Source organism: Delftia sp. 11MD, assembly GCF_050907895.1.
GTDB lineage: Bacteria > Pseudomonadota > Gammaproteobacteria > Burkholderiales > Burkholderiaceae_C > Comamonas > Comamonas tsuruhatensis.
The window spans coordinates 3,920,642-3,934,564 of the sequence record NZ_CP194333.1 but is presented as its reverse complement, the minus strand read 5'-3'; the positions used below and the strand labels follow the sequence as shown (position 1 = coordinate 3,934,564).

The 13,923-nt window shown below is 66.8% G+C and carries 17 protein-coding genes; 10 read left to right on the top strand and 7 right to left on the bottom strand.

Annotation, left to right across the window (positions count from 1 at the left end):
- Positions 1-4: 4 nt before the first annotated feature.
- Genes rbfA through typA form a run of 3 tightly spaced genes read left to right on the top strand, consistent with a single transcriptional unit; the run spans position 5 to position 3,199 of the window.
- On the top strand, positions 5-376 hold the full coding sequence (gene rbfA, locus ACRSCF_RS17770) for a 30S ribosome-binding factor RbfA (RefSeq protein WP_016448883.1): 372 nt from the start codon (positions 5-7) through the stop codon (positions 374-376).
- 4 nt (positions 377-380) lie between these two features.
- A complete protein-coding gene (gene truB / locus ACRSCF_RS17765; protein WP_016448882.1) occupies positions 381-1,346 on the top strand; it encodes a tRNA pseudouridine(55) synthase TruB in 966 nt (321 codons plus the stop codon).
- A 23-nt stretch (positions 1,347-1,369) separates the two neighbouring features.
- Entirely contained in the window at positions 1,370-3,199 is a 1,830-nt protein-coding gene (gene typA / locus ACRSCF_RS17760; protein WP_034364351.1) for a translational GTPase TypA, read from the top strand.
- Between the two features lie 123 nt (positions 3,200-3,322).
- Here the strand turns inward: typA and ACRSCF_RS17755 are convergent, their stop codons facing one another.
- Positions 3,323-4,213 carry a LysR family transcriptional regulator gene (locus tag ACRSCF_RS17755; protein ID WP_034364354.1) on the bottom strand — a complete coding sequence of 297 codons (891 nt, stop codon included), beginning with the start codon at positions 4,211-4,213 and terminating at the stop codon, positions 3,323-3,325.
- An 83-nt stretch (positions 4,214-4,296) separates the two neighbouring features.
- Between ACRSCF_RS17755 and ACRSCF_RS17750 the strand changes: the two genes are divergently transcribed.
- The 4 genes from ACRSCF_RS17750 to ACRSCF_RS17735 all read left to right on the top strand — a co-directional run bounded on the left by ACRSCF_RS17750 (position 4,297) and on the right by ACRSCF_RS17735 (position 8,299).
- Positions 4,297-5,493, top strand: a complete 1,197-nt coding sequence (locus ACRSCF_RS17750) for a CaiB/BaiF CoA transferase family protein (RefSeq protein WP_034364356.1) — start codon at positions 4,297-4,299, stop codon at positions 5,491-5,493.
- 1 nt (position 5,494) lies between these two features.
- On the top strand, positions 5,495-5,998 hold the full coding sequence (locus ACRSCF_RS17745; protein ID WP_016452378.1) for a MaoC family dehydratase: 504 nt from the start codon (positions 5,495-5,497) through the stop codon (positions 5,996-5,998).
- A 42-nt stretch (positions 5,999-6,040) separates the two neighbouring features.
- The gene (locus ACRSCF_RS17740) at positions 6,041-7,054 is read left to right on the top strand and encodes a Bug family tripartite tricarboxylate transporter substrate binding protein (protein WP_016448877.1); all 1,014 of its coding nucleotides are present in this window, start codon (positions 6,041-6,043) and stop codon (positions 7,052-7,054) included.
- A gap of 153 nt (positions 7,055-7,207) precedes the next feature.
- Positions 7,208-8,299, top strand: a complete 1,092-nt coding sequence (locus ACRSCF_RS17735; protein WP_034364358.1) for an enoyl-CoA hydratase/isomerase family protein — start codon at positions 7,208-7,210, stop codon at positions 8,297-8,299.
- A gap of 75 nt (positions 8,300-8,374) precedes the next feature.
- Here the strand turns inward: ACRSCF_RS17735 and ACRSCF_RS17730 are convergent, their stop codons facing one another.
- The gene (locus ACRSCF_RS17730) at positions 8,375-9,040 is read right to left on the bottom strand and encodes a TetR/AcrR family transcriptional regulator (RefSeq protein WP_034364360.1); all 666 of its coding nucleotides are present in this window, start codon (positions 9,038-9,040) and stop codon (positions 8,375-8,377) included.
- 156 nt (positions 9,041-9,196) lie between these two features.
- Here ACRSCF_RS17730 and ACRSCF_RS17725 point away from each other — a divergent pair, with 156 nt between their 5' ends.
- Positions 9,197-9,892: a DAPG hydrolase family protein gene (locus ACRSCF_RS17725; RefSeq protein ID WP_016448874.1), complete on the top strand. Its 696-nt coding sequence runs from the start codon at positions 9,197-9,199 to the stop codon at positions 9,890-9,892.
- Between the two features lie 15 nt (positions 9,893-9,907).
- On the opposite strand, the gene ACRSCF_RS17720 is transcribed toward ACRSCF_RS17725, so the two are convergent.
- The 4 genes from ACRSCF_RS17720 to smpB all read right to left on the bottom strand — a co-directional run bounded on the left by ACRSCF_RS17720 (position 9,908) and on the right by smpB (position 12,318).
- Complete coding sequence (locus ACRSCF_RS17720; RefSeq protein WP_034364362.1) at positions 9,908-10,744, bottom strand: anti-sigma factor family protein; 837 nt, start codon at positions 10,742-10,744, stop codon at positions 9,908-9,910.
- A gap of 10 nt (positions 10,745-10,754) precedes the next feature.
- Positions 10,755-11,288, bottom strand: a complete 534-nt coding sequence (locus tag ACRSCF_RS17715) for an RNA polymerase sigma factor (RefSeq protein ID WP_016448872.1) — start codon at positions 11,286-11,288, stop codon at positions 10,755-10,757.
- A gap of 30 nt (positions 11,289-11,318) precedes the next feature.
- Positions 11,319-11,735: a hypothetical protein gene (locus tag ACRSCF_RS17710; protein ID WP_016448871.1), complete on the bottom strand. Its 417-nt coding sequence runs from the start codon at positions 11,733-11,735 to the stop codon at positions 11,319-11,321.
- 109 nt (positions 11,736-11,844) lie between these two features.
- On the bottom strand, positions 11,845-12,318 hold the full coding sequence (smpB, locus tag ACRSCF_RS17705) for an SsrA-binding protein SmpB (protein WP_016448870.1): 474 nt from the start codon (positions 12,316-12,318) through the stop codon (positions 11,845-11,847).
- Between the two features lie 168 nt (positions 12,319-12,486).
- Here smpB and ACRSCF_RS17700 point away from each other — a divergent pair, with 168 nt between their 5' ends.
- Entirely contained in the window at positions 12,487-12,939 is a 453-nt protein-coding gene (locus ACRSCF_RS17700; RefSeq protein WP_016452375.1) for a type II toxin-antitoxin system RatA family toxin, read from the top strand.
- Positions 12,932-13,276 carry an RnfH family protein gene (locus tag ACRSCF_RS17695; RefSeq protein ID WP_212645939.1) on the top strand — a complete coding sequence of 115 codons (345 nt, stop codon included), beginning with the start codon at positions 12,932-12,934 and terminating at the stop codon, positions 13,274-13,276. Before ACRSCF_RS17700 ends, ACRSCF_RS17695 begins: the two co-directional genes overlap by 8 nt.
- Positions 13,277-13,295: 19 nt before the next feature.
- Here ACRSCF_RS17695 and ACRSCF_RS17690 read toward each other — a convergent pair whose 3' ends face one another.
- The gene (locus ACRSCF_RS17690) at positions 13,296-13,850 is read right to left on the bottom strand and encodes a DUF4124 domain-containing protein (protein WP_034364364.1); all 555 of its coding nucleotides are present in this window, start codon (positions 13,848-13,850) and stop codon (positions 13,296-13,298) included.
- Positions 13,851-13,923 lie beyond the last annotated feature (73 nt).

The following is a 13,923-nucleotide window of genomic DNA, read 5'->3' as shown; positions in this document are numbered from 1 at the left end:
CGACATGGCAACACGCAAGTCCGCTGCGCCGAACCGCAGCTTCAAAGTCTCCGACCAGATCCAGCGGGATCTGGCGGAGCTGATCGCACGCGAGTTGAAGGACCCGCGCGTGGGCATGGTGACGCTGCAAAGCGTGGAGGTGACTCCGGACTATGCCCACGCCAAGGTCTACTTCAGCCTGCTGATCGGCGATCCGCAGGAGACGCAGGACGCCCTGAACCAGGCCGCAGGCTTCCTGCGCAACGGCCTGTTCAAGCGCCTGCACATCCATACCGTGCCCACGCTGCACTTCATCTACGACCGCACCACCGAGCGTGCGGCCGACATGAACGCCTTGATCGCCAAGGCCGTCTCCTCGCGCGGGAAGGAAGAGTAGCCCCATGAACGCGCCACGCACAAGGGTGCAGCGGCGCCCTGTGCATGGGGTGTTGCTGCTCGACAAACCGCTGGAGCTGTCCAGCAACGACGCCTTGCAGAAGGTCAAGTGGTTGCTGCGCGCCGAAAAGGCCGGACACACCGGCACGCTGGACCCGTTGGCCACCGGCGTGCTGCCGCTGTGCTTCGGTGCGGCGACCAAGTTCAGCCAGTTGCAGCTCGAAGCTGCCAAGACCTACGAGGCGATTGCGCGCCTGGGCCAGACCACGACCACGGCCGATGCCGAGGGCGAGGTGCTGCGCGAGCGCGCCATCGATCCCGCCGCCCTCACGGCCGAGCGGCTTGCCGCCGTGCAGGCGCAGTTCACGGGCCCCATCCGCCAGGTGCCGCCCATGTACAGCGCGCTCAAGAAGGACGGCAAGGCTCTTTATGAATATGCGCGTGCCGGCATCGAAGTCGAGCGTCCGGCGCGCGAAGTGACAATCCACGCACTGGAGCTTTCGCTGACGCAAGACAGCCAAGGCCAGCCGGCGATCCGGATGCTGGTGACCTGCAGCAAGGGCACCTATATCCGCACGCTGGCGGAGGACGTGGGAGAGGCCCTGGGCTGCGGCGCGCACCTGCGCGCGCTGCGCCGTATCGACACTGGCGGGCTGGGTGTCGAGCGCTGTATCTCGCTGGAGGCGCTGGCCGCCATGGGCGAGGACGAGCGTCTGCAGCAGTTGCAGCCTGTCGATGCCTTGCTGGCCAGCCACACGGCTGTCACGCTGGGCGAGCAAGATGCGGCCCGTTTTCTCACGGGCCTGCCCCGCAAGGGCGCTTGGGCCGATGCCGAGGCGGTGGCTGTGTATGGCGAAAACCCCCAGGCTCTGCTGGGGGTGGGGCGTGTGGTGCGTGGGGAACTCATCCCCGCCCGCCTGCTCAGTTCACTGGAAATTCAACAGATTTTGGAAGACACGCCGCGCCCATGACGCAGCGGCAATGGGAAAACACTATGAGCAAACAAATCCGCAATATCGCGATCATCGCCCACGTGGACCACGGCAAAACCACCATGGTGGACCAGCTGCTGCGCCAATCCGGAACCTTCGCCGAACACGAGAAAGTCGTGGACACGGTGATGGACAACAACGCCATCGAACGCGAGCGTGGCATCACCATTCTGGCCAAGAACTGCGCCGTGAGCTGGAACGACACGCACATCAACATCCTCGACACACCCGGCCACGCGGACTTCGGCGGTGAAGTGGAGCGTGCCCTGTCCATGGTCGACGGCGTGGTGCTGCTGATCGACGCGCAGGAAGGCCCCATGCCCCAGACGCGCTTCGTGACCAAGAAGGCACTGGCCCTGGGCCTGAAGCCCATCCTCGTGGTCAACAAGGTGGACAAGCCCGGTGCGCGTCCCGACTACGTGGTCAACGCCGCGTTCGACCTGTTCGACAAGCTGGGTGCCACCGACGAGCAGCTGGACTTCCCCGTGGTGTACGCCTCGGGCATCAACGGCTGGACCTCGCTGGAAGAAGGCGCTCCGGGCGAGCAGTGGGGCCCCGACATGTCGGCCCTGTTCGACACCATCCTGAAGCACGTGCCTTCGGTCAAGGGCGATCCCGCCGCTCCGCTGCAAATGCAGATCTCGGCGCTGGACTACTCCACCTTCGTGGGCCGCATCGGCGTGGGCCGCATCACCTCCGGCACGCTCAAGCCTTCGACCGACGTGCTGGTCATGGAAGGTCCTGACGGCAAGAGCTACAAGGGCCGCATCAACCAGGTGCTGAAGTTCCAGGGCATCGACCGCGTGCAGGTGACCGAAGCCGGCCCCAGCGACATCGTGCTGGTCAACGGCATCGCCGACCTGGGCATGGGCGTCACGCTGACCGACCCGCTGAACCCCCAGCCGCTGCCGATGCTCAAGATCGACGAGCCCACGCTGACCATGAACTTCTGCGTCAACACCTCGCCGCTGGCAGGTCGTGAAGGCAAGTTCGTGACCAGCCGCCAGATCTGGGACCGCCTGCAAAAGGAACTGCGTTCCAACGTGGCCCTGCGCGTCAAGGAAACCGACGAAGACGGCATCTTCGAAGTGTCGGGCCGCGGCGAACTGCACCTGACCATCCTGCTGGAAGAAATGCGCCGTGAAGGCTACGAGCTGGCCGTGTCCAAGCCCCGCGTGGTCTACCGCGACGTGGACGGCGTGCGCCACGAGCCCATCGAGCTGGTGACGGCCGACATCGAGGAAGGCCACCAGGGTGGCGTGATGCAGGCCCTGGGCGAGCGCAAGGGCGAGCTGGTCAACATGGAACCCGATGGCCGCGGCCGCGTGCGCCTGGAATACCGCATTCCTGCGCGTGGCCTGATCGGCTTCACCAACGAATTCCTGAACCTGACCCGTGGTTCCGGCCTGATCTCCAACATCTTCGACAGCTACGAGCCGCACAAGGGCGAAATCGGCGGCCGCAAGAACGGTGTGCTGATCTCCATGGACGAAGGCGAAATCTTCACCTACGCCCTGGGCAAGCTGGACGACCGTGGCCGCATGTTCGTCAAGGCCAACGATCCCGTGTACGAAGGCATGATCATCGGCATCCACAGCCGTGACAACGACCTGGTGGTCAACGCCACGCGTACCAAGCAGCTGACCAACTTCCGCGTGTCCGGCAAGGAAGATGCCATCAAGATCACGCCCCCGATCGACCTGTCGCTGGAATACGCGGTGGAATTCATCGAGGACGACGAGCTGGTGGAAATCACCCCCAAGAGCATCCGCGTGCGCAAGCGCCACCTGTCCGAGAACGAGCGCAAGCGCGCTTCGCGCGCAGGCGCATAAGCGCCGTGGCGCCGAGGGCGCGCGCAAGCCAGCCGGCTTCGCCGCCCTGATTGTCAAAGGCCGCATCCGCGGCCTTTGTCTTTTCTGCGGCGGCTTCTGCCACGCCGTCCGCCAGGCCGTCAGTCAGGCATTCAGCCGCAGCAGCAATTCGCGCAGGCGCTGGCCGGCCGCTGCGCTCTGGTGCGGGTTGAGCGCCAGGGCCAGGCCGATGGAGGGCAGGGTCCCGGCGTCTTGCAGCGTGCGGAACACCACGCCCGGCGTGCTGCCCTTGGCCACGACGGCCGGCACCAGGGCCACGCCCAGGCCCGCGCCCACCAGGCTGACCAGGGTCTGGGCCTGCACCGCATGCTGCTTGACCTGGGGCATGAAGCCCGCGTTCTGGCAGGCCAGTACCACCAGCGCATGCAGGCCGGGCACTTCGCTGGGACGGTAGTTGATGAAGGGCTGGTCGGCCAGATCCCGCAGCCGCAAGGCGGGCCGCTGCAGCAGCGGGTTGCCTTCGGGCAGCACGGCCACCAGTTCGTCCTTTTCCACGGGCGTGATGGACAGCTCGGTGGCCTGCGTCACCGGGTAGCGCAGCAGGCCGGCATCGAAATCGCCGCTGGCCACCTGCGCGCAGATCTCGCGCGTGGTCGATTCGGTCAGCACCAGGTCGATCAGCGGATATTCGCTGCGAAAGGCCTGCACCAGCCGTGGAATCAGCGAGAACGTGGCCGAGCCTATGAAGCCTATGTGCAGCCGGCCGCGCTCGCCACTGGCCGTGGCCTGCGAGACCTCCTGCACCTGGCGCGCATGGTGCAGTGCCAGCTCGGCACTTTCCAGGGCCGCCCGGCCTGCCTCGGTCAGCTCCGTGCCCCGGCGGTCGCGCTGGAACAGCTGCACGCCCAGGCTGTCTTCGAGCCGGCGGATGGATTGGGACAGCGGCGGCTGCGACATGTGCAGCTGCTCGGCCGCCTGCCGGTAGTTGAGCGTGCGGGCCAGGGTGACGAAGTGACGCAGTTGGCGCAGGTCCATTGATATCCACCGTGTATCAGCAATGCTGAATTAAGTCTTAGACGCGACTTCAAAGATATCAAATACTGGCTCCCTGAAGCAACATGGAGACCACAGTGCAGGCTGCGTTGACAGGGATTCGGGTGCTGGATCTGTCCAGCGTGGTGTTCGGGCCGCTGGCCAGCCAGGTGCTGGCCGACTATGGCGCCGAAGTCATCAAGATCGAGCCGCCGGCCGGCGACTCCACGCGCCACACCGGCCCGGCCGTGGAGCCCGGCATGGCGGCCATGTTCATGGGCACCAACCGCAGCAAGAAGAGCGTGGTGCTCGATCTCAAGCAGGACGAGGCGCGCCAGGCCCTGCATGCGCTGCTGGCCACGGCCGATGTGTTCATGCACAGCATGCGCCCGCAGAAGCTGGCCCCGCTGGGCCTGGACCCCGACACGCTGCGCGAGCGCTATCCGCGCCTGGTCTACGCAGGCCTGCATGGCTTTGGCGAGGACGGCCCCTATGCAGGCATGCCCGCCTACGACGACGTCATCCAGGGCATGAGCGGCCTGGCCGACCTGATGGAGCGCCAGACGGGCGAGGCGCGCTACCTGCCCACCATCGCGGCCGACAAGACCTGCGCCCTGGTGGCCGCGCATGCCGTGCTGGCGGCGCTGTTCCAGCGCGAGCGCAGCGGCCACGGCTGCTTTGTGGAAGTGCCCATGTACGAGACCATGGTGGGCTTCAACCTGGTCGAGCATTTCTACGGCATGCACTTCAGCCCCGCGCTCAGCGGCGCTGGCTACCCGCGCGTGATGGCGCCCTGGCGCAAGCCCTACCGAACGCTGGACGGCCACGTCTGCATGATGCCGTACACCGATGCGCACTGGCAGCGCTTCTTCGCCGCCGTGGGCCAGCCGCAGCTGGCCCTGGATGCGCGCTTTGCCAGCCAGGCCAGCCGCACGGCCCACATTGCCGAGCTGCTGGAGACCGCAGGCGAGCATGTGGCCCTGCACGGCACCCAGCACTGGCTCGATACCTGCCAGCGCCTGGAGATTCCTGCCGCCCCGGTGGCACGCATGGACGATCTGCCTGCCGATCCACACCTGCAGGCCACGGAGTTCTTCGTGCCGCTGCACGACGCCGCCATGGGCACCGTGCACCTGCCTCGCTCCTCCGTGCGCATGGATGGCCGGCAGGCCCCCATGGGCATGCCGCCGCGCCTGGGCGAGCACACAGTGGCGCTGCTGGCCCAGGCGGGCTGGAGCGCCGAGCGCATTGCGGGCCTGAATACCCCGCAACAGGAGATTTGAAATGACTGCAGACATCACTCCCCCGCCCGCCGCCTCCGCACCCGCCTGGAACGCCGTGCCCCGCATGGGCCAGGGCTTTTTCTGGCAGGACCTGCAGGTTGGCCAGCAGCTGCGCACCTTCCGCCGCACCGTGACCGAATCCGACCTGGTCGCCTTCATCAACGTCACCGGCATGCTGGAGGCCATCTTCATCGAGGACGGCTATGACGGCGGCGCCATCGCAGGCCGTCCCGTACCGGGCGCGCTGACCTATACGCTGATCGAAGGCTTCATCCTGCAAAGCATGATCCAGGGCACGGGCCTGGCCATGCTGGAGCTGCACCAGAAGATCCTCGGCCCCGTGCTGGTGGGCGACACCATCGAGGCCCTGGTCGAAGTCACCGCCATCAAGCCCACCTCCAAGGGCAACCGCGCCGTCGTCACCTCGCGCATCGAGGTCTTCAACCAGGGCCACCACAAGGTCATGGAGTACACGGCCGTGCGCCTGCTGGCCGGACGCAGCTAGACGGACAAAAGAATTCCCATAACGACACCAGGAGACAACAGCATGGACAAGAAAGGCAACAAGGCCGCGGGCAGACAAGGGCGGCGCAGGGTGCTGGCCGCCGTGGCGGCCTGCATGGCAGCCGCAGCGGCAGTGCCGGGAGCGGCCCTGGCACAGCAGCCCTGGCCCAGCAAGCCCATCACGCTGGTCGTGCCTTTCCCGCCGGGCGGGCCCACCGACCTGGTGGCGCGCGTGCTGGCCCAGCAGGTCGGCCAGCAACTGGGCCAGACCGTGATCGTGGACAACCGGCCCGGCGCCAACGGCAACATCGGCAACGCCCTGGTGGCCAAGGCCGCGCCCGATGGCTACACCGTGCTCTACAACACCTCGTCCATTGCGCTGAGCCCGTCGCTCTACAAGAAGATGAGCTACGACGTGAACAAGGACCTGATGCCTGTGGCGCTGACGGCCGTGGTGCCGCTGGGCCTGGTGGTCAACCCCAAGCTGCCGGTGAAGAACGTGCAGGAGTTCGTGCGCCATGCCAGGGACAAGGCGGGCCAGCTGTCCTATGGTTCGGCCGGCAACGGCAATGTCACGCACCTGGCGGCCTTCCAGGTCGTGCAGCACTACCAGATCGAGGCCAGCCACGTGCCCTACAAGGGCAGCGCGCCGGCCGACGTGGATCTGGTGGCCGGACAGATCGACTTCATGACGGACACCATCAACTCCGTCGCACCCTTCATCAAGGAGGGTCGGCTCAAGCTGCTGGCCGTGAGTTCCTCCAAGCGCCTGCCCAACTTCCCCGATGCACCCACGCTGGCCGAAAGCGGCATGTCCGGCTTCGAGGCCGGGGCCTGGCAGGGCGTGATGGTGCCGGCCAAAACGCCGGCCGCCATCATCCAGCGGCTCAACCAGGAGCTGATGCGCGCGCTCAAGGACCCGGGCGTGGTCGAGAAGCTGCAGCTGCAGGGCGCCGAAGGCCTGGGCTCCACGCCCGAGGAATACGGCGCCTACATCCGCAGCGAGATCAAGCGCTGGGCCGGCGTGGTCAAGAGCACGGGCGTCTCTCTGGACTGAGTGCGCTGCGGTGCGCGGCGGCTGCCCGCCCTGTCGTGCACTTGCGCAAATTGGCACCTGTTTGTCAGGGGTGGGCGCGGTTTTTCAGCTATGGTTGCGGCTCATTGCCCCGGGCTGCCGGGGCAGGGCATGCATAGCAACAAGGAGCAAGATATGACGGGAGCTGCCGGCGAAGTCCTCAGCGAAGTGCGGGGCCGCATGGGCATGATCACCTTGAACCGGGCCAAGGCGCTGAACGCGCTGTCGCTGGGCATGGTGCGCGATCTGCTGGCCACCCTGCTGGCCTGGCAAAAGGACGATCAGGTGCTGGCCGTGGCCATCCGCGGCATGGGCAAGGAAGGGGCCTTCGGCGCCTTCTGCGCGGGCGGCGACATCCGTTTTCTGCACGGCGCAGGCAGCACGGGCAATCCCCAGCTGGAGGACTTCTTCACCGAGGAGTACGCGCTCAACCACCTGATCCACACCTTCGGCAAGCCCTACATCGCCTTCATGGACGGCATCGTCATGGGCGGCGGCATGGGCATCAGCCAGGGCGGCACGCTGCGCATCGTCACCGAGCGTACCAAGATGGCCATGCCCGAGACGGCCATCGGCCTGTTCCCCGATGTGGGTGGCGGCTACTTCCTATCGCGCTGCCCCGGTCACGCGGGTGAGTGGCTGGCGCTGACGGGCGACGTGATCGGCGCGGCCGACGCGCTGGACTTCGGCCTGGCCGATGGCTATCTGCCCTCGGACCAGCAGCCTGCGCTGTGGGACGCCCTGGCCGCCGGCAGCTTTGCCGATGCAGCGGCCGTCGAGGCGCTGGTGAAGTCGAAGTTCACGGCCCCGGCCAAGCCAGCGGCCCAGCCCCGCGCCGAGATCGACCGCGTGTTCGCCCTGCCCACGGTGGCTGCCATGGTGCAGGCACTGGAAGCGGCGGATGGCGAGTGGGCGCAGCACACGGCAGCCACGCTGCGCAAGCGCTCGCCGCTGATGCTGCACGTGGTGCTGGAGCAGATTCGCCGCGCGCGCGGCATGACGCTGGCCCAGGACCTGCGCATGGAGCGCGACATGGTGCGCCACTGCTTTTACCTGCGCCCCGGCCAGAGCGAGACCATCGAAGGCATTCGCGCCCTGGCCGTGGACAAGGACCACCAACCGCGCTGGAACCCCGCGCGCATCGAAGACGTGCAGGACGCGCAATGGCGTGCCTTCTTCGACAGCCCCTGGCCAGTGCACTCGCACCCGCTGGCGGCGCTGGACTGATCGCGCGGCGGTTGCTCAAACCTCCAAGGGTTCAAAAGGCTATCCGGCACCGCGCCGGATGGCCTTTTTTTCGGTTTAGCAATCAGCGGGCTCCATGCGGCAGGAATGGCCTGCCAGCAGCCGTACCGCGTCGTCAATGCGCGGGCCCGGATCCCATTCGGGCACGGGCGGCGTCAGGCCCAGGGCCATCTGCCGCAGCGGCTCGGCAATGGTCATGGACAGCAACAGGTCGCAGATGACGTCGGGCTGCTCTGCCCTGAGCAACCCCTTCGCGCACTGGCGCCGCAGCCAGTCCACCAGCATGCCGCGGCCGCGCTCTATGCCGTTGCGCTGGTAGACCTCCAGCAACTCGGGCTTGGCGGGGAAATCGGTGGTGAGCAGGCGGAACATCCCCACCGCCTCGGCCGACAGCACGCGCGCGGCAATCACGCGCAGGATCTCGGCCAGCGCCGGAGCCACCTCTGAGGCCGACTGCGCATCGGCCGACAGGGCGGGGCGGAAACCGTCTGTCCAGCTGCGCACCACCAGGGCCACCAGATCCTCACGGTTGGCGGCAAAGCGGTAGAGCGTTTTCTTGGCCAGCCCCGCGCGCTTGGCCACGGCTTCCATGGTGGTGGCGGCATAGCCTTCGTTGAGCAAGAGCCAGGTGGCGGCGGCCAGGGCGGCATCGTTGGCCTCGTGCTCGGGCCGGGCCGGCCGCCCGCGCGGCCTGGGGGCCGCAGGAGTGATTTCGGATTCCATTGGATTTCTTGTCGTTCCGTTCGGTGTTGTGCAGGGTCGTGCCTGGTTGTGCAGCATTTTGTTACCCGGCTGGGATTATCCGATTGTTTGGAAACGTTGTTCGTTTCTTTAATATAAGATGGCTTTTCCTCATCAACCCAGGAACGGAAAACACCCATGAACTCCCATGCCTTCGAGCCCGACATTTCCCGCATCGACGAGCTGCTGCACATCACGCCGCTGCGGCTGGAGACGGGAATCCAGCGCCTGCCCAGCGGCTGTCTGGTGGTGGCCTGCCGCACCGACCTGCACGGCTGCAGCGGCCGCATGCTGGACTGGTGGTTCAAGTTCTTCGAGACCACGCAGCACATCAAGTGGTGGCATCCGCATGACCACATCGCACATCGCGGCTGGGATGCTCAATGGAAGAAGGGCGAGAGCTACATAGGCGCCTCCATCGAGGCCGTGGAGTCTCTGGCCGATATTCCGCCCGTGGCGGCCAGGCTCAAGTTCCATGATCCGCGCGAGCTGTTCGACCCTGCGCAGCTGGAGCTGGCCTTTGCCGAAAAACGCGCATCGGCCGCCGTCTATGCACGCATCGGCTTTGGCGAGCATGTGCAGTTGGATGCCAGCGGGGACCCGATGGACGGGCAGATGGTGCACCTGGCGCGCGATACGCCCTTTGGCTGCGTGCTGCGCAGCCGCTTCCTGCTGGGGCAGTCCTGCACGGACCCGGCGGCCGAGCTGCCCGACGCTCTGGGCCTGGGCCTGCTGCGCCACTGCTACACGGAGTTCACCTACCTGTCGCGCTTCCTGCCCTCGCTGTACTACGGCGAACATGGCAACGGCGAGGCGGCGCCGCTGCCCTGGTAGCCGTGGCCCCAGGCTTCAAAGCTGCTGGTGCACGGCCGTGGCCAGCTGCAGCAGCCGGTTGCGCGGCAGGGCGCCGCTGAGCGCATAGCCAAAGCCCTGGTCCACCCAGTAGAAGCTGGGCACGGGGCCGTCGCTGCTGAAGCGAAAGGCGGTCTCGCCACGCGTGGCCGGGTCCTCCAGCGCGCCCAGATACAGGGTGATGCGCTCGCCGGCCGCATCCTGGTACATGAACTGGGCGCGTGCGCCGCTGTCGCCGGGCAGCAGCCGGCCGCCCACCAGCTCATAGCCCAGTTCCGTGAGGGCTGGCAGCTTCAGCGGCCGGCCCAGGCGCTTGGAAAGCCATTGCAGCAAATGGGCCTGTTGCGCTGCCTCGACCTCGACCGGGTGGCGCTGCTCGGGCTGGTAGACCGCGTGGGCGACTGCTGCCTGATGGGCGAAGCGGGCAGGTGCGGCAGCGGCCAGCGTGTCCGCCGTTGAGGGTGCCGCAGGCGCTGCCTGCTGCCCGTGCACCAGCCAGCCCAGGCCGAAGGCCAGCAGCCAGCCTGCGGCCATGCCGCCCCAGCGCCACCATTGCTGCTGGCGCTGTTGCAGGCCCTGCAGCTGCTCGGCGGCGGCGCGCATTTCATCGGGCATGGGCGGTTCGCTGCGGGCGCCGTGCAGGGCGCGCAGCAGCTGCCGCTGGCGCTGCCATTGCTCCACGCGTGCTGCGCTGTCTGCATCCAGCTGCTCGCGCAGCGCCTGTGCCTGTGGGGCCGGCAGGCGGTCATCGACCAGGGCATGCAGCTGCTCGTCGGGGGTGGCCGTGGCAGCCGAGACACAGGAGGAGGGGGAGGTGGGGGCGGGGGCAGTCATGGCGGCCTCGTCATTTGAGCCGGCGCAGCGACGGGGCTGCGGCTTGGGGTGCAGCAGTCTGGGCGGGCGAAGCTGCGGGCGGTGCCTCCATCAGCTCGCGCAACCGGGAGCGTGCGCGCGACAGGCGCGACATCACGGTGCCCAGGGGCAGCTGCAGCACGCGCGCCGTGTCGGCATAGCTCATGTCCTCCACGCTGACCAGCAGCAGCACGGCCCGCTGCTCGGCGGGCAGGCGCTGCAGGCAGCGCTCCAGGTCCAGGGCAGCGTCGCTGCTGTCCTCGGGCGCTGCCAGGGACTCGGACAGGCTGTCGATGTCCAGCCACTGCCCTCGTGCGGCAGAGCGCCGCTGGTTCAGGTAGAGGTTGTGCATCAGGGTGAACAGCCAGGCGCGCAGATCGCCATCGGAGCGCCACAGCAGCCATTTGCGGCAGGCGCGTTCCAGCGTGTCCTGCACCAGGTCGTCGGCTGCCCAGGCATCGCCTGCCAGCAGCCGCGCGTAGCGGCGCAGGCCGGGCAGGTGCTCCAGGATCTGGCTGCGGTCCATGGGCAGGTCCGATCGCGCAGGGGGCCGGACTCAGGGGCGTGCGGTATGCCAGACGCCCATGACGCCGTCGCCCGTGGTATCGCCGGCCTTGCCGTCCTTCACCCAGTAGTACAGGGGCTTGCCCTTGTAGGCGATCTGGCTGCTGCCATCGTCGCGCTGGATCACGCTGTAGTTGCCGCCAGAGGGCGCCTGCTTGCCCATCAGGGGCGGCCAGTTGGTCGCGCAGGGGCCATTGCAGACGGACTTGCCACTGCCGGCCGTGTCCTTGTCGAAGGTATAGAGCGTCATGCCGTTGGCGCCGACCAGAATGCCGTTTTGCACGCTGACCGCACTGGGCGGCGTCTGGCCAGAGGCGTTGGCCGCAGGCGCGGAATAGCAGCCTGCCAGGGCCAATGTCAGGGCTGCCGTGAAGGCACAGGTACCAAGTTTCATGCCGAGCTTCTTCATCGCTGTCTCCGGTGCTTGCCGGCGCGCGAAATTGCGGCCGGACACTGCAATGAACACTGGGCCGTGCCGGTTTATTCCGCAGCAGTGCAAAAAAAGCTGCGGATGCCCGTCAACGGTTGAAGCTCTTCATGGCGCGCTCGACCTCGCGCTTGCCTTCGCGGTCCTTGATCACGTCGCGCTTGTCGTGCTCGGCCTTGCCCTTGGCCAGGGCAATGTCGCATTTGACATAGCCGTTCTTCCAGTGAAGGTTGATGGGCACCAGGGTAAAGCCCTTTTGCTCCACCTTGCCGATCAGGCGCAGGATGTCGTCCTTCTTGAGCAGCAGTTTCTTGATACGCGCCGCGTCGGGGTTGACGTGGGTGGAGGCGGTCTTGAGCGGGTTGATCTGGCAGCCGAGCAGGAACAGCTCGCCGTCCTTGACGATGACGTAGCCGTCCGTCAACTGCACCTTGCCGCTGCGCAGTGCCTTCACTTCCCAGCCGTGCAGCACGATGCCGGCCTCGAAGCGTTCCTCGAAGAAGTAGTTGAATGCGGCTTTTTTGTTGTCGGCGATGCGCGACTGTGTTTCAGGTTTCTTGGCCATGGAGTAATAGATGCGGCGAAAACCTGGAGATGAAAGGTCTCCCTACAATACTGGATTGCCGTCTTCCCGCCGTGCGGGATTTTAGTTTCGCCTTGCCGTCATTGTGACAGCCGGCTGTGCCATGGCGGCGCTGCCGGTGTTTTGCATGCCGTGCAGCCCGCCCCATTCATGAAAAAAGTCAACAAGTCCGTCCTGATCTGGTACAGCCCCCAAGAAATGTTTGCCCTGGTGACGGACGTGGCCCACTATGCCGACTTCCTTCCCTGGTGCGATCAGGCCAGGGTGCTGGAGCAGGACGAGCAGGGCATGACGGCCGAGGTGGGCATTGCATTCGGCGGCATGCGCAAGTCCTTCGTCACGCGCAACACGCACAGCGTGCTCGACGATGGCGGGCGCCAGGTCAGCATCCGCCTGATCAAGGGGCCGTTCTCGCGGCTGGAGGGCCACTGGATGTTCCGCCCCGTGGGCGACGGATCGCAGCGCGCCTGCCGTGTCGAACTGCAACTGGACTACGGTTTCGACAACATGGCCCTGGCCGCCGTGGTCGGCCCGGTGTTCGACCGCATTGCAGGCTCCATGGTCGATGCCTTCATCAAGCGTGCCGAGCAGGTCTATGGCTGAGGCCCAGCCCGCTGTGCGCATCACGCTGGCCTGCAGTGCGCGCGCCGGCGAAGTCGTCGAGCTGTTTCTGCAATTGCCGGCCGGTGCCACGATTGCCGATGCGGTGGCGGCGGCGGGCGGCTGGCAGGCGCTGGGCTTTGCGCAGGCCGGGCCGGCAGGCCTGTGGGGCCGCGGCGCGCCTTTGACGCAAGCCCTGCGCGACGGTGACCGAGTGGAGCTGTACCGGCCCTTGACCGTGGACCCCAAGGTGGCGCGCCGCGAGCGTTTCGCACGCCAGGGCGCTCGGGCCACGGGGCTGTTCCAGCGCCAGAGGCCTGGAGCCAAGGCCGGCTACTGAGCCGGCCCGGATTCGGCGATCAGCGCATTGCGCCGCAATCGGAGGCGATGATGGCGTCGGCGCGCTTGAGTTCCGCATCGCGCGTGGCGTCGTCCATGAAGCCGCGCTCGCCCTGCTCATTCGTGTAGCCCAGCAGGCGGCCCGAAGACAGCGCGGTCTTGGACTGCTTGGCGCGTGCGCAGTTGTCCTGGCGCTGCTTGGCAATCCGTTCCTTTTCCGCCTTGGCCTTGGCGGCCTCCTGGGCTTCGGCCTTGCGCTTTTGTTCTTCCAGGGCCTTGTCGGTGCCTGCGGGCTTGGTGTCCTTGGCGGCTGCGGCAGGTGCTGCCGGTGCCGCGGCGTCCGCCGCAGGCGCCGTGCCTGCATCCGCAGCTGCCGCAGCGGCGGAGGGCGCGGCGGCAGGCGGCGGTGTGCTGCCGCCAGGCTGGCGCAGGATGTTCTTGGCGGGAATGTCAGGAGGCGGTGCGCGGTCGCTGAAGACCTTGCGGCCTGTGGCGTCGACCCATTGCCACTGGGCGGCTGCGGGCAGCGAACAGGCGGCAAGCGTGACTAGCAAAACAAGCTTGATGGCGTGCATGGTGAGTTGGGGATCGGGCCGAATGGCCTACAGCATACATTGTGATCCGGCGCACGGGTACAATCCTTCTTTT

Coding starts and splice junctions, on each gene's coding strand:
- rbfA (WP_016448883.1), top strand. CDS start 5: ATGGCAACACGCAAGTCCGCTGCGCCGAACCGCAGCTTCAAAGTCTCC.
- truB (WP_016448882.1), top strand. CDS start 381: ATGAACGCGCCACGCACAAGGGTGCAGCGGCGCCCTGTGCATGGGGTG.
- typA (WP_034364351.1), top strand. CDS start 1,370: ATGAGCAAACAAATCCGCAATATCGCGATCATCGCCCACGTGGACCAC.
- ACRSCF_RS17755 (WP_034364354.1), bottom strand. CDS start 4,213: ATGGACCTGCGCCAACTGCGTCACTTCGTCACCCTGGCCCGCACGCTC.
- ACRSCF_RS17750 (WP_034364356.1), top strand. CDS start 4,297: ATGGAGACCACAGTGCAGGCTGCGTTGACAGGGATTCGGGTGCTGGAT.
- ACRSCF_RS17745 (WP_016452378.1), top strand. CDS start 5,495: ATGACTGCAGACATCACTCCCCCGCCCGCCGCCTCCGCACCCGCCTGG.
- ACRSCF_RS17740 (WP_016448877.1), top strand. CDS start 6,041: ATGGACAAGAAAGGCAACAAGGCCGCGGGCAGACAAGGGCGGCGCAGG.
- ACRSCF_RS17735 (WP_034364358.1), top strand. CDS start 7,208: ATGACGGGAGCTGCCGGCGAAGTCCTCAGCGAAGTGCGGGGCCGCATG.
- ACRSCF_RS17730 (WP_034364360.1), bottom strand. CDS start 9,040: ATGGAATCCGAAATCACTCCTGCGGCCCCCAGGCCGCGCGGGCGGCCG.
- ACRSCF_RS17725 (WP_016448874.1), top strand. CDS start 9,197: ATGAACTCCCATGCCTTCGAGCCCGACATTTCCCGCATCGACGAGCTG.
- ACRSCF_RS17720 (WP_034364362.1), bottom strand. CDS start 10,744: ATGACTGCCCCCGCCCCCACCTCCCCCTCCTCCTGTGTCTCGGCTGCC.
- ACRSCF_RS17715 (WP_016448872.1), bottom strand. CDS start 11,288: ATGGACCGCAGCCAGATCCTGGAGCACCTGCCCGGCCTGCGCCGCTAC.
- ACRSCF_RS17710 (WP_016448871.1), bottom strand. CDS start 11,735: ATGAAGAAGCTCGGCATGAAACTTGGTACCTGTGCCTTCACGGCAGCC.
- smpB (WP_016448870.1), bottom strand. CDS start 12,318: ATGGCCAAGAAACCTGAAACACAGTCGCGCATCGCCGACAACAAAAAA.
- ACRSCF_RS17700 (WP_016452375.1), top strand. CDS start 12,487: ATGAAAAAAGTCAACAAGTCCGTCCTGATCTGGTACAGCCCCCAAGAA.
- ACRSCF_RS17695 (WP_212645939.1), top strand. CDS start 12,932: ATGGCTGAGGCCCAGCCCGCTGTGCGCATCACGCTGGCCTGCAGTGCG.
- ACRSCF_RS17690 (WP_034364364.1), bottom strand. CDS start 13,850: ATGCACGCCATCAAGCTTGTTTTGCTAGTCACGCTTGCCGCCTGTTCG.